Origin of the sequence: Chromobacterium phragmitis (genome assembly GCF_003325475.1) — a bacterium.
Lineage (GTDB): Bacteria > Pseudomonadota > Gammaproteobacteria > Burkholderiales > Chromobacteriaceae > Chromobacterium > Chromobacterium phragmitis.
Map to the genome: position 1 here is coordinate 4,285,601 of NZ_CP029495.1, position 12,213 is coordinate 4,297,813.

9 protein-coding genes are annotated in these 12,213 nt (G+C 67.1%); 4 read left to right on the top strand and 5 right to left on the bottom strand.

Annotation, left to right across the window (positions count from 1 at the left end; all coding sequences use genetic code 11):
• Positions 1 to 52 precede the first annotated feature (52 nt).
• From DK842_RS20275 to bcsG, 4 genes are all read left to right on the top strand, one after another.
• Positions 53 to 1,138, top strand: coding sequence for a type 1 periplasmic-binding domain-containing protein (locus DK842_RS20275; protein ID WP_114063086.1), 1,086 nt, complete (start codon positions 53 to 55; stop codon positions 1,136 to 1,138).
• 78 nt (positions 1,139 to 1,216) lie between these two features.
• The gene (gene bcsE / locus DK842_RS20280; RefSeq protein ID WP_114063087.1) at positions 1,217 to 2,803 is read left to right on the top strand and encodes a cellulose biosynthesis protein BcsE; all 1,587 of its coding nucleotides are present in this window, start codon (positions 1,217 to 1,219) and stop codon (positions 2,801 to 2,803) included.
• Entirely contained in the window at positions 2,796 to 2,999 is a 204-nt protein-coding gene (locus DK842_RS20285; protein WP_114063088.1) for a hypothetical protein, read from the top strand. The genes bcsE and DK842_RS20285 overlap by 8 nt, the downstream gene beginning before the upstream one ends.
• Entirely contained in the window at positions 2,999 to 4,594 is a 1,596-nt protein-coding gene (gene bcsG, locus DK842_RS20290; protein WP_114063089.1) for a cellulose biosynthesis protein BcsG, read from the top strand. The genes DK842_RS20285 and bcsG overlap by 1 nt, the downstream gene beginning before the upstream one ends.
• A 1-nt stretch (position 4,595) precedes the next feature.
• Here the strand turns inward: bcsG and DK842_RS20295 are convergent, their stop codons facing one another.
• The 5 genes from DK842_RS20295 to bcsB are packed head-to-tail and all read right to left on the bottom strand — an operon-like array spanning position 4,596 to position 12,211.
• Complete coding sequence (locus tag DK842_RS20295; protein WP_114063090.1) at positions 4,596 to 4,985, bottom strand: hypothetical protein; 390 nt, start codon at positions 4,983 to 4,985, stop codon at positions 4,596 to 4,598.
• A gap of 2 nt (positions 4,986 to 4,987) precedes the next feature.
• Complete coding sequence (locus tag DK842_RS20300; protein WP_332835410.1) at positions 4,988 to 7,678, bottom strand: cellulose synthase subunit BcsC-related outer membrane protein; 2,691 nt, start codon at positions 7,676 to 7,678, stop codon at positions 4,988 to 4,990.
• Entirely contained in the window at positions 7,567 to 8,844 is a 1,278-nt protein-coding gene (locus tag DK842_RS24015; protein ID WP_232538541.1) for a tetratricopeptide repeat protein, read from the bottom strand. The genes DK842_RS20300 and DK842_RS24015 overlap by 112 nt, the downstream gene beginning before the upstream one ends.
• Positions 8,814 to 9,962 (bottom strand): cellulose synthase complex periplasmic endoglucanase BcsZ, encoded by a 1,149-nt coding sequence (gene bcsZ / locus DK842_RS20305; protein WP_114063092.1) that lies wholly within the window; start codon positions 9,960 to 9,962, stop codon positions 8,814 to 8,816. Before bcsZ ends, DK842_RS24015 begins: the two co-directional genes overlap by 31 nt.
• Positions 9,959 to 12,211, bottom strand: a complete 2,253-nt coding sequence (bcsB, locus tag DK842_RS20310; protein WP_168191739.1) for a cellulose biosynthesis cyclic di-GMP-binding regulatory protein BcsB — start codon at positions 12,209 to 12,211, stop codon at positions 9,959 to 9,961. Before bcsB ends, bcsZ begins: the two co-directional genes overlap by 4 nt.
• Positions 12,212 to 12,213 lie beyond the last annotated feature (2 nt).

Genomic DNA, 12,213 nt, shown 5'->3' on the forward strand with positions numbered 1-12,213 from the left:
CCGCTTGCTATATTTGAGCATGGAGCCCGCCCCGCCACCGCAGGTACGCCACGTGTCCATCCCCAGCGCCGCCATGCCCCCGCCCCTGTCCTGCCGCGCGTTGCTGTGGCTGGCGCTGGCCTGGGCCGCGGCCAGCCCGATCCATGCCGAGCCGGCGGCACAAGCGGAAGCCGTCGCGCCGGCTTCCGGCCCGCCGGCCCAGCCCGGCCGGCGCGTGCTGCTGATCGCCTACGAGCTGCGCAACGGCGGCATCTCCAAAACCACCCGCAGTTTTCTGGACGCCGCCAACCGCCTGCGATGGAAAGTCAAGGTGGCTGACGCCAGAAGCAGCGCCGCCGCGGTGAAGGAGCAATTGCTGTTGCAGGCCACCGCCCCTGACATCTCCGGGGTGACGCTGATCGGCACCGACAGCGCGCCCTTCCACCTGGAGCTGGCCATGCTCAAGCAGATGGGCAAAGTCGCCGTGGGCTGGCACGCGGGCAGCGTGCCCGGCCCCAGCCCCGAACTGTTCGCCAACATCACCACCGACCCGCTGTCGGTGGCCAAAACCGCGGTGGACTACGCGATAGGCAGCAGTACCGGGCCGATGGGCGCTGTCATCTTCACCGACTCCCATTTTTCCATTGCCATGCGTAAGGCCAAGGCGATGCAGGACGCGCTGCTGCGCTGCAAGCGCTGCAAAGTGCTGGCGGTGCGCGACGTGGACCTGAGCCAGACCGAGAAGACCATTCCCAAGCTGGTGCCGGAGCTGGCCCGGCAATACGGCAAGGCCTGGACCCATACGCTGGGCATCAACGACCTCTATTTCGACAACATCAATTTCCCGCTGCACCAGGCGGGCCGGCCTGACATCGTCAACATCTCAGCCGGCGACGGCTCCAACTCGGCGCTGAACCGCATCCGGGAAGGCATCTCGCAGCAGAAGGCCACCGTGGCCGAACCCTGCAATCAGCAAGGCTGGCAGATGGCGGACGAGTTGAACCGCGGCTTCGCCCGCCAACCACCCAGCGGCTTCGTCAGCAAACCCTTGCTCGTCACCCAGGAGAAGCTGGCCGGCCGCGGCCGGGACGGCGACATCGAGGACGACGCCGCCTACCGCCGCGCCTATCTCGCCATCTGGTTCCCCGGCGCGCGCTGAGCCCGCCTCCTTTGCTACGCGAGTGGCGGCGCCGCTCCCCCGCTGCTATTCCTGAAAAGACGCCTTCCGGTAAGCGCGATGGACACTTCTCCCAGCCTCGGCATCCACGACCTGCCCGTCTCGGCCACCTCGCTGGCCTTCGGCGGCCTGTACCTGGTCGCCTGCGACAGCGATGCGCTGACTCAGGCGCTGCTGTTCGTGAACCTGCCCGCAGCCAACGCCGCGCCGCTGATCTGCAGTTGCCCCCATTCGCCCGGCTCCAAACAAAACACCGTGTGGCTGGACCGGCGCATCCTGTCCGGTAGCCTGACCCTGCTTTCGCCCAAGGGCGCCACCCCACCGCCGCTGAGCGAATGCCTGGAAGAGCTCAGCCACGCCCGCGACCACCTTCGGCGCGATCCGGCGCAGAAACTCCTCGTGCTCGGCAACGCCGAGGACTACCTGAACTTCAAACACCCTGACGCGTCGCGGCGAGAGCTGCGCGCGGCGATGCGCTGGACAGAGGCGCGTGGCCACTGCGCGCTGCTGCTGGCTAGCCGCCAACGGCTGGATATGGCCGCGCAGGCGATGCTGACGATGGCGGCTCGCCAATGCGCGGGACTGGCGCTGGCCCAGGAGATCGGCGCGGACACCTACAGCTGGCAGGCCGAGCACTGGATGGGCGCCGGCCCGGCTGAGGAGTCCCATGCCAGCGTGCTCACCCGCGACGCCGCCGGCGCGCTGCGCCTGCTCAAGGAAGAGTCCGACGCGCTGGCATCTCGGCCAGCAGGCGACATCCTGCAGGTTTACGCCACTCGCGCCAGCCTGGCCGGCAGCGAGCCTCCATCTCCGCTGTGGCAGCTGTTCGAGGACATTCCGGCGCTGCTGGACGCCACGCGCGACGCGGTAGCCGCCACCGTGCTGCTGGACACGGCCGGCCGCCAGCGCGAAATCTTGGGCGAAGCGGTCGCCAAGCTACGGCAGCAGTGCGGCTGCCGCCTCAAGATACTGGTGCGCGAAGCCGGCAACCGCCGCTTGCGCCAGAACGAAGAACAACTGATGCTGCAGCTGGGCGCAAATCTGGTGCTGCCTGCGGAGTTGCATTTCGCTACCGCAGTCAATCTGATCAACTCGCTGCAGCCCGCCGTCTACCAGCGCCACAGCCATCTGGAGCCCCAAAAGCTGCAGGACGCAAGCCAACCCCTTCCCGACCGCGGCTATCTGCCGCCAGCCCGCTTCGCAGACGCGGTGCGCAAGACGGTGCAGCGCAGCGGCTCCATCCATATCAGCAACACCTTGGTGATCTTGAGTCCTGCCAGCGGCATCGCCCCGCGCGAGATGCTGGCGCAAGGCCGTTTTCAACGCGCCGGCGACCTCTGCACCGCGGACGCCGCACAGGCCTACCTATTCCTGTTCGCCTGCGGAGAGGCCGATGTGCCGGCGGCCCTGCGCAACCTGTTCCGCCTGCCCGTTTCCGAACTGGCCGAGAACGAAGTACGCTGCCCGGACAACGACGCCATCGCGCAGGCGCTGGCGCGGCTGGAAAGCCAGCCCGACTTGCCTGACCTGAGCCAGGCGCTGTCTAACGACGCCCCGCCTGACACGGGCAGGATCGCGCCGCGGATAACGCTGCGCCGCGGCGCGCTGCGACGACGCGACAACGACGGGGAAGCCATCGATGCTTGACGCCCAACTCAGCGAAATCCAGTTCCAACTGCTGCTGACCGCGCTGGCAGCCGCCTGCGCGGGCTATGCGCTGCGTGCCTGGCTGGTGGCATGGCTGATGCGGCGGCGCCAGCGCAGGCTGCGCCATTTCCAGCCGCACGCCTATCGTCCGCCGACGCTGGACCTGAAAACCTCCGCCCGTAAGTCCAAACCCTGATGAGCCCGCCCCACGCTCCTGCGGGCCCAAAGCCCCCTCTCTCGCAGCCTCCCGCCGGACTGGGCGGCTGGAGCCTGTATTTCATCCTGAAACTGCTCTTGGAGTGGAAAGGCTCGCTCAGCCTGCACCCGCTACCGAACCTAGCCTTCGCGCTGCTGCTGTTGCTGCCGCTTTCCAAACGCTGGCTGCGGCTGGCGCGTTCCGCGCTGGCCTGGCCGGCCGCCCTCGCCTTGCTTTATTACGATAGCTGGCTGCCGCCGCCGGCCGCACTCTGGCAACAGCTGTCCGAACTGAAGGGCTTCAGCTTCAGTTACCTGGCGGAACTGGCGGGCCGCGTGCTGACGCCGCAGCTATTGACCGGACTGACCATCGCATTGGCCGGCTACCTGCTCATGTCCCGCATCCTTAGGCTGGGCACGCTGGTGATGGCCGCCTTGCTGTTCCTATGCGGACGCCAGCTGTGGCAGGAGAGTAGGCCCGCTCTCCCCATCGCCGCGGTGACCGCCAGCGCAGGCGCGGCCTACGCCGCGCAAACACCTGACCAGCAACTGGACAATTTCTACCGCACCGAACAACAACGCCAGGTGAACTTTCAGGGACCGCTGGCTGATCCCGGCTTTGACGTGCTGCTGCTGCACGTGTGTTCGCTGTCCTGGGACGATCTGAAGGCGATAGGCTTCGACAAACACCCGCTGCTGGACCGCTTCGACATCGTATTCGACCACTTCAACAGCGCCGCCTCCTATAGCGGCCCCGCGGCCCTGAGGGTGCTGCGAGCCAGTTGCGGCCAGCCTCGCCACGCGGCGCTGTACGAATCCGCGCCCGAACAATGCTTCCTGTTCCAGGATTTGGCCAGGCTGGGATTCAAGACCGAGCTCGCCCTCAATCACGACGGCAGTTTCGACAGCTTCCTGCAGCAGGTCAGACACAACGGCCGCATGGAACTGCCGCTGACCTCCCAAAGCGGCGTGCCGGTGGGGCTTCGCGGTTTCGACAGCAGCCCCATCTACAACGACTACGCAATGCTGAGCCGCTGGCTGCAGCTGCGGATGGAGGACGGCAGCCCCCACGTGGCGACCTACTACAACTCCATCAGCCTGCACGACGGCAATCGCATTCCGGAAGCGCCGACTCTGGATACGGACGCCAGCTACAAATACCGCGCCGATCATCTGTTTCGCGATATAGGCCAATTCATCGACCTATTGGAACGCGAGCACCGCAAGACGATACTGCTGCTGGTGCCTGAGCACGGCGCAGCCTTGCGTGGCGACAAGCTGCAATTCAGCGGCTTGCGCGAAATTCCCTCCCCAGGCATCACCACGGTGCCTGCAGCGATCAAGGTGATAGGCGGGAAAAGCCATCCACGCCCCATCCGCATCGAGCAGCAGGTCAGCTACACCGCGGTATCAACGATATTGTCCCGAATGCTGGCCCAGAGCCCCTTCGGCGCGGACTACCGGCCAGAAAGCTATGCGCAGGACTTGCCCATCACGCCCTTCGTGTCGGAAAGCGCCAACTTCACGGTGATGCAGCGCGGCAACAACTACCTGCTGCAGCCAGGCGGCAGCGCCTGGAGCGACTACCCGATGTGAGCTACCAGAGAGACGGCGGTTCCGCCGGCGGCCAGAGCGCGGGCGGTTCGCTGCCGGCCCCCTCGCTCGACGCCGGAACCGCGGGCCTCGCTTCGCTCGCGGGCGCCGAAGCAAACAGCCGCCTCTCGCCCCGCCTCGCCCGAGCAAGATTGGCGCGGATGTCGGCCCGGTCCGGCGCGATCAGCAAAGCGCGCTCCAGCAGCAAGGCCGCCGTCGCCGCGTCGCCGCGCGCCGCCAGCAGCGTCGCCAGGCGATTGATCGCCTCCGGCTGATAGGGATGCCGCCAATACTCGACGCGCGCCTGAGCCAGCTCGGAACCGGACGTTTGCGCAGCGCCCCCCCCAGCGGCCAGCAACGCCGCGATCGCAATCCAGACTGGCGCGCCTCTCATCGTCAGAATCCGGAATACGGCTGCAGCGGCTCAACCGGGAACGGCAGTGTCAGCGACGCGCCGCCCGGCTGGTAGCGTAGATAAAACAGCAGCCGGCTGGGCTGGTAAAACTGGGAGTGCTGGATGTCCAGCATGCCGCCGAAAGCCAGGCTGGACGTGGCCTGGTACTCGAAAGCGCCGGTCAGCTCCGCCCCCCAGCCAGGCCCGGCGCTGGCGCTGAAAAACGGATCTCCGGCCTGGGCCTGCAAATCCGGCCGCGTGGGATAGAACGACGACGCATCCTCCCGGGCGCTGGAGACCGATGCGGAACCTCGCAGGAAATAACTCCAGCGCTCGCCGCGCGCGGCGTAGCGGACAGGAAAGGACAGCGAGTGGTAGCGCTGAGGGCTGTAATAGCCGCCTTGACCGAAGGTGAAACCGCCCAGGTTCTTCTGGTACCAGAAATTGACGGTGCTGGCGCCTAGCGTGACCAGCCGTGCAGGCTCGTCCACGACCCGCCAGTAAATGCCGGCCATCGCCGTCAATTTTCGGTTGCTGTCCACGTTCTCGCCGGTCAACTGCTGATAGGCGAAATTGGACCACACGCCGAAAGCCCCTCCCTTGTCATAGCCCAAGCTGCCTCCCGCGCCGGCCGCCGTCACGCCGCCCCAGGTTTGGCCGGTGTAAGAATCGCGCGCGCCGGCATAGCTGAGCAGCGAGCTGGTCAACGGTCGCCGCGCCAGCTCCAGCTTGTAGCTTAAATCGCCCAGCTCGCCTGAGCGACGCGCGCCGCCGACGATATTGGACACAGGAAAGCCCTGCGGCGCGACGCCGATATCGAAACGCCAGTTCTCGCTCTCATAGCCCGCGGCCAGGCCGACGCCGCTGGCGCTTTGCGAGCCGTAGGCGGCGGCGCAGGCTTGCGGACTGGATTGCGCGGCGCAGGCCGCCACGCTTCCGAAACGGTTCAGGGTGTAGTCGTTGCCTGGATCCAGATTCAGCGAGCCGGCGCGGATGTCGACCGCCTCGCCGCGGAGAAAGTACCGGCCGCCGCCCGGCTCGCCTTTCTCCAGAAGCAGAGGCGTCTGCCACATCGTCATCTGCGAGGTGCCGGGCGTGCCGTCGCGCGGGCTGCGATACAGCAAATCGACACCTTGCCACGCCTTCCAGCCCCGCGCGTCCAGCAACTCGGCGTAAGCCTGGTGCAAATCCTCACCCCGCGCCGGCGCGGCCGGCAATGGCCGCAACGGGCCGTCATCTCCGACGGCCTGCGGCGCGCCATCAGGCGCGAACCCCTGCGGAGCCGCCTTGCGCGCCGACGCCTCCAGCCCTTCCCGATATAGGGCCAGCGCCTGCCCTGGCTGACCCTGCGCCTGCGCGCGCTCTCCTGCCAGCAGGTAGACGCCCGGCTCGGTCTGCCCCTCGCCCCTCAGCCGCGCCAATTCGCCATCCACCCGGGTGGCGTCGCCCAGCGCCGCCGCCCGGCTCAATACACGCAGCGTGAAATCGACATCCCTGCCCGGCTTGGGGCTGAGCAAACTGTCCACGCCGGCGCGCGCCGCGCCCAACCGGCCGGCGCCGATATCGGCGTCGGCCAGACTCAGTCTGGCCTCGTCATTGTCAGGCTGCGCGGCCAGCGTCCTTTCCAAGCGCGCCCGCGCCGCATCCCAACGTTTGGCGGCCAAGTCCTCCTCCGCCAACGCCCGCTGCAGCCGAATATTGCCCGGCGCGGCTTTCTCCGCCTGGCTCAAGATATCGGCCGACTCATTCGCGCGTCCGGCTGCGCGCGCCAGCTCTGCCCGGGCCAGCGCCTGGTCGGCCAGCAGGCCATCCAACGTTTGCCCCTGCTCCGCGCTCATCGCCGCCCGGTTGCGAGCCGCCGCCGCCAAAACCGGCTCGGACTCCGTCAACCTGCCCTGCGCCATCAGCAAATCCGCGTATGCCAGTTCGGCGTCGGTGCTCGGCTGCGCCAGATACAACCGCTGCGACAGTTCCCTGGCCCTGTCAGGCTCGCCCAGCCGCAGCCAACCCTTGGCCACGTCGGCGAGTAGGCCCGCATCGTCCTCGAGGCTCGCCTCGGCCGCCTGCAAGCGCCGCCTCGCCTGCGCGCCGTCGCCGCGGGCGGATTCGGCGTCGGCCAACGCCATCGTTTGCCGCAGCCAGGCGCGGCGCTGCAACGCAGCCATGCCGGGGGTGCGCGCCGCCGGCGCCACCTTGTCCAGCGCGACCATCGCGGCCAGGTTGTCGCCGCGCTTCGACTCGAACAAGGCATAGGCATAAAGATTGGCGGGATCGGCGGTGGGCGCGTCGGCCAGCTCCCGCAGCAGCGCGCCGCCCTCGCCGCCTCGCCCTGTCGCCAACAGCGCGTTGGCCAATGCGTAGCGGTTCCATACGTTCTGCGGCTGCAGGCTCACCGCCTTGCGAAAATAAGGCAGCGCCGGCGCTGCCTGCCCCTTGTCCAGCCAGGCGTCGCCTTCCGCCCTCGCAACCTGGGCCTCCGCGCTGCGATAGGCTTCGCCCAGCCGCGCGCGCTGCGCCTCGGGGATGGCTGCCAACAGCGCGCCCGCGTCCTCGTACTTGCCTTGATCCAGATACACGCTGGTCAAACCGGCCAAAGCCGGCCCGTTGTCAGGCTTGCGCCGCAACGCCAGCCAGTAGTAATCGCGCGCCGAGGGCAGGTTTTTGCGGGCCGCGTGCCAATCAGCCTCCGCCACCAGCAGGCCGTCGTCGTCCGGCTGGATGCGTCGGGCGTCGTCCAGCTTCGCCCGGGCCGCGGCCCAGTCCTGTCCTTCCATCGCAGACTTGGCCGCCGCCAGCATCTCGGCCAGGCGGGCATCGTCCAGCCGCCGCTTCCATCCCCCCCTCCCAACGCCAGTCCCTGTCGATACGCGGCGGCGGCATCGGCGTAGCGACCCTGCCTTTCGCGCAGGCGCCCCAGGTTTTGCAGAAATTGCGGATCGCGCCCGTAACGGACTGAGGCCAGTTTCAGGCTTTGCTCCGCGGCGGCCAGCAGATTGGCGTCCAACTGCTGGCCGGAGGCCAGCAATGCTCGATAGCCGGGATCGGCCAGCAGCTCGCGCTGGCGGCTCTGGACGGCATCTTCTTCCTCCATCCGGCTTTTCACCGTCTGGTCATCCGGCGCCCGCAGCAGGTATTGTCGATAACTGTCCAGCGGCGCGTTGCCGCTGCCCTGCAGCAACGCGCGGCGCCACAGCCCCATCGCATCGTCGCGGCTGTCGTCGAACTGGCTCAACGCCAACAATTCGTCCAGTACCGCCTGCGGCACCGGGGGGTGCAGCAAATAGATGCTGGCCAGAGCGATGCGAGTCTGGTGGCTGGAGGGGTACGCTGTCCGCAAACGCTGCAATTCGGCTTGCGCGCGCCTCCAGCCGTCTCCGGGAAGCCTGGCGACCAACTGCCAGTACTCCAGCTCCAACCCGCCTTCCGGCGGCCTGCCCCGGTACAACTGATTGAACGCGGCATAAGCCTCCTCCGCGCGCCCAGCCTCGGCCAGCGCCCGCGCGCGCTGCAGCTTGCCGCTGTCCTCTCCCCTCAGCCGCAGCATCAGCTCCACCCTGGCGACGCCGGGATAGCCCGGGTGGGCCGCGCGCAAACGGGCCAGCGTTTGCCGCGCCTGCTGCGGCTGCTTCTGCTGGATTTGCCCCAGGGCTTCCAGCGTCAAGGCCTCGGCGTGCAATGCCGAGGCAGGCGGTGCCATCAAAAATAGCTGGTCCAGCGCATGCCGCGCATCCTGCGGCCGCCCCAAGTCCTGCCATTGCCGGACCTGCTCCAGCAATCGCGGACCGGGGTCCACCGCGTCGGCCGGCCAGGCCGGCGCGATCAGCGCGCTCAATGCGATGCCGGCAGCGATGCGGGACATTTTCTCTCCCAGGCGGGTTGCAGTTCGCCATTGTTCGCAAAACGGAAACGGCCCTGATGCCAGCCCAGGCCAAACAGCGTCAATACATGGTCATAGTAGGCATCCGCTCTTTGATCAAGCGGCATGGACTGCAACCGGCGCAACTGCGCTCGCAGCGCGTCCGTCTCGCCTTGCGCCTGCAGAAAAGGCAGCAAGGCGGCGGAAAAGCCGGCCGGAGAATGTCCCTGGGCTTTTCCGTCGACAACATTCACTTTTTCCGGCGGCTCGCCCTCTTTCGCCACCCGCAATGCCATGGGCCTGTACTTGGCCAGCAAGGCCCCCCGCAAGGGCGCGGCCGGCGCCAGCATGCCTGCCCACAAATAGACGCGGATGGCGTTGTAGCTGCCCAGTGCCTGGCTGTCCGCGTCCGGCGACAAACCTTTGCCCGGCTGAAAGCGCAGCCAATCCGGCGCGAAGCCGGCCGGCGCGCCATCCAACAGCACGCGCTTGCTGCCGCGCGGCAGCCTGGCCCAAGCGGAATCCGGCAAGCCGTAAGCAAAACGGGCCAGCAATTGCGGCGGCAGGTAGCTGGGGTTAAGCCTGGCGGCGCCGTCGGAAAACAGGAAGCCCTGCCGTCCCGGCAGCAAGGTGAGCCCCAGCCCTGGCAAATCAGCGGTTTCTTCGCGCAGAATGCGCAAGGCCAGGAGCTTGCCCTCCGCCGTGTAGCGCGGCTCGCGCCACAACCTGCCGGCTTCCAGAAGGTCATAGGCTATCCACATGTCGGAATCGGCTGCGCTGTTGGCGTCCAGCACTTGCCAACGCCCATCCTGCCCGCGCCCCCATAGCCAGGCCGGCAAGCGCGCGCCCAGATCGCCTCCCGCCAAGCGCCCGCGCGTCCATGCCAGCAAAGAATCGAAGCCTGGCCTGTCGTTGGCCACCAGTGCGAAGAACATCGCATAGCTTTGCCCTTCCGACGTAGTCGGCAGACTGCCCTGGCTGCGGTCCACCACCCGTCCGCCATCGACGACGAAGCCCTGCCGGAACGCCTGCCAGGCGGGCCATCCGTCACAGGGATCCGCTCCCGCCTCCGGAGCGCTCAACAACAAAGCCGCGCAAAGCGGAGCCGCGATAGCCTTCATCCTCCCTCCCTCAGCCGGCGCGCCGCCAATATCCTGAAGATGCGCAAGATGACGAAGGCCATGATCAGCACCGATACCGCGGCCAGCGCGGCCAGCAGCAAGGGATGGCCCGACAGGAACAGCCATATCCAGTCCCAAAGCGGCAGGCTGCCCACGTGGTAAACCGGTCCCAGCAGCTCGCTGTCGATGGCGTCGCCGCGCAACAACGCCACGCTGCCCGATATCTGCGCCAGCTTGGCGTCGTCTATCAGCGCAGCGGCCATGCCGTTCATCGCGGCAGACTCGCTGGCAGTGACGATCACCACGCTGCGGCCAGGCGACAGCGGCGACTCCAGCCCCATCAGCGCGCCCACCTTGCCGCGGGCGGAGAAGTCCGCCTCGCCATTGGCCGGATGAGATGCCACCCCCAGCGACTGGAAGGTCACCGCATCTTCCGGCGCCACCGTGTCGCCGTCCGCCACCTGGCGCTTATCGCCGTCCAGCCGCGTGGGCAGATGGGCGCGCCAGGTTTTCAGCAAAGCCAGCTCCCTTGAATCTCCCACCACCAGCAGGTCCGCGTCCCGGACGGAATCCAGATTGTCCTCGCTCACCAGCCGGTAGCGCAGCGCCGGGAAGCCGGTGGACGCGCCCATCCGTCCCATCACGGCAAGAAAGGCGTCGATGTCGGATTTCTGCGGCTGCCGGGGCAGCACCACCGCGGTTTCGGCCAAATCAGCCAACCTGGTGAAGGGATAGCCGGAACTGGCGAACAAGGCCAGGTTTGGCATTTGGGCGTAATGCGGATATTGGCTGAAATCTATCGTCGAATCCGGGTCGATCTCGCCGCGGAAGCTGTCCACCACGCCATTGGCGCATTCGCCCTGCTTCTCGTAAGCGAAATTGAAATGGAATTCCAGCTCGTTGCGGCTGCTGACCCGAAACGGCGGCAGCAAGATCTGGTCGACATTGGTCAGCAAGCCGTTCTCCAGTACCGGCAGCCGCAAGCTGGTCTGCACCCCGCCGATGCCGCTGGCGTTCAGGTTGAGGCTTTGCACGAAAAAATCGTTGACGCCGATATTAAGCCGGGAGCCGTTGTTGGACTGCGGCCCGGTATAGCGGAACTTGAGGTTGAGCGGAATGCCGCGGCTACCCCAGGTGAACAGGTCCCCCGGCACGCGAAATGCCACCCGGACGGGCGCCAGCTGCAACCCGGACACCTGCAGATCCTCCTTGCGCGCCGCGAGGCTGCCCAGCCGCGTGGGGCGGTCGGAGCTGACCCAGTTGGGCGCGTCGTAAGGCCTGCGCGGCGCGACCAGCTTCACCTGCCCCACCCGGACCAGGTCGCCGGTCATGCCAGCCTGGCCCAGCACCAGCGCCCGCACCGCCTGCAGCAAGTCCTTGTCGTCTCTCCCCAGCAACACCAGCAGCTTGCGCTCCGGCCGTTCCGGGTGCGACATGATGGCGATCATGGGCTCCCGCACCGGCGGCAGGCTGGCGAGAAACGCCGGCCGCTGCCCATTGGCGGCGAATACGACTGCATGCTGAGGCGGCAGCATGCCGTCCAGCACGGCGGGAAAACGCGCGCCGCGCCATCCGGACAGCGCGCCGAGCCAGGAGGCTAGTTCGCCGGCGGCTCGCAGCGCGCCCAGCGACGGCCTGCCTGCGAATACCATGGGCAACCTCAGCGGAGAATAGTCTCGCGAATCGAAAAAAGGCTCGGGGAAATAAGTGAGGTCGTCGGCCACCGGCAACGCCTGAACCGTCATCCGCACTTCGCTGGCATTGCTCACCTCTGCCCAGATGCTGCTGTGCGCCTCATCCTCACAGCGCAGCGTATAGTGGCCTATCAAGCGGAACTGTATCTGGTTGAAGCTGGTGAGCAACTGCGGGTCCAGCGTCAGCGAGGTCTCCTGCATTTTGCCGCCCTGTCCTTTGACGAAGGGCAACACCGTCACCACCTGATCGTTGACCATCACCTGAACGTGGGACAGGTCGGTCAGCATCGCCGGAGAATAAATGTAGCGCAATTTCAACGTCAGCGAGGTAATCAACTCATCGGCGCGGCTGCCGAAGCTGATGGCAGCCACGCCATTCCCGCCGCGCATCCTCAGCGCTCCGCTTGCCCCCATTTGCTTGAAGCTCAGGACGCGCTCGCTTATCAGAGGGGCGGGCTGCGGAGCATCGGCCAACGGCTCGGCCCGACAGGCTATTGCCTGCAGGCATAGCGCCAATGCCAGCGTCCACAGTTTCCGTCCGGCCCCTGTCTCCATGC